This is a genomic window from Chromohalobacter sp. HP20-39 (assembly GCF_033052815.1).
Taxonomy (GTDB): Bacteria; Pseudomonadota; Gammaproteobacteria; order Pseudomonadales; family Halomonadaceae; genus Chromohalobacter.
Genome location: NZ_JAWHTP010000024.1, coordinates 1 through 1,229 on the forward strand (window position 1 = coordinate 1; position 1,229 = coordinate 1,229).

A 1,229-nucleotide genomic window follows, 5' to 3' on the forward strand; every position below is an offset into this window, starting at 1 on the left:
GCATCGGACAACACCATTTCTCGCATCATCCAACTGGTGGAGCAGGCGCAGTCCTCCAAGGCGCCCACGGCTCGCTTCATCGAAAAGTTCAGCCGCTACTACACCCCTGCCGTCATGGCCATCGCGGCGTTGATCGTGGTGGTTCCGCCACTTGCCATGGGTGGCGACTGGGGTACCTGGCTGTACCGCGGCCTCGCACTGCTGTTGATTGCCTGCCCATGTGCGCTGGTGCTCTCCACACCGGCGGCCATCGCCTCGGGCCTTGCGGTGGCCACACGACGGGGCCTGCTGATCAAGGGTGGCAACGCGTTGGAAACCATCGGCCGCGTGCGCGCAATTGCCTTCGACAATACTGGCACGCTGACCGAGGGCAAGCCGCGCATCACCGAGGTCCTGCCCTTCGGGCTGTTCAAGCATCAACAGGTCCTTGCGCTTGCCGCCGCTGTCGAGTCCGGCTCAAACCATCCCTTGGCGAAGGCCATTGTCGCCCATGCCAAGAGCCTGGACGTGGCGATTCCCCAGGCCACGGGCGCATCGGCCATTGCCGGCAAGGAGGTGCGCGCCACCGTGAACGGCAGTGCGCTCGCTGTCGGATCGCCCGCCCATGCGGAACAGACGGCCACGCTGACAGCCGCGCACCGCAGGGAAATCGACAAGCTGGAGGATGGCGGCAAGACCGTGGTGGTCCTGTTCGACGAAGCCAGCAAGAACGTTCTGGGCCTGCTGGCCCTGCGCGACGAGCCCCGCCGCGCCGCGCGCGAAGGCGTGGCCCAGCTCAACGCCATGGGCGTGCGCTCGGTCATGCTGACCGGCGACAACCGCCGCACCGCGCAGGCGATCGCCGGCAAGCTGGGCATCGAGTGGGAGGCCGAGCTGCTGCCGCAGGACAAGCTGCGCTTGGTCAACGAGATGAAGCGTGATGCCAAGGTGGCGATGGTCGGCGACGGCATCAACGACGCGCCGGCCTTGGCGACCGCCGACGTGGGTATCGCCATGGGCGGCGGCACGGACGTGGCGCTGGAAACCGCCGATGCCGCGCTGCTCAAGAGCCGCGTCACGGACGTGGCCCACCTGGTGGCCCTGTCGCGGGCGACGATGGCCAACATCCACCAAAACGTCGTATTCGCCATTGGCCTCAAGGGCTTGTTCCTGGTCACCACCGTGTTGGGTATCACCGGCTTGTGGGTTGCCGTGCTGGCCGACACCGGCGCCACGGCCCTGGTCACGCT

Annotated in this window: 1 protein-coding gene; it reads left to right on the forward strand. The window is 67.0% G+C overall.

Annotation, left to right across the window (positions count from 1 at the left end; translation table 11 throughout):
• A partial coding sequence (locus RVY79_RS16600; protein WP_317465579.1) for a heavy metal translocating P-type ATPase occupies positions 1–1,229 on the forward strand: 1,229 nt, incomplete at both ends.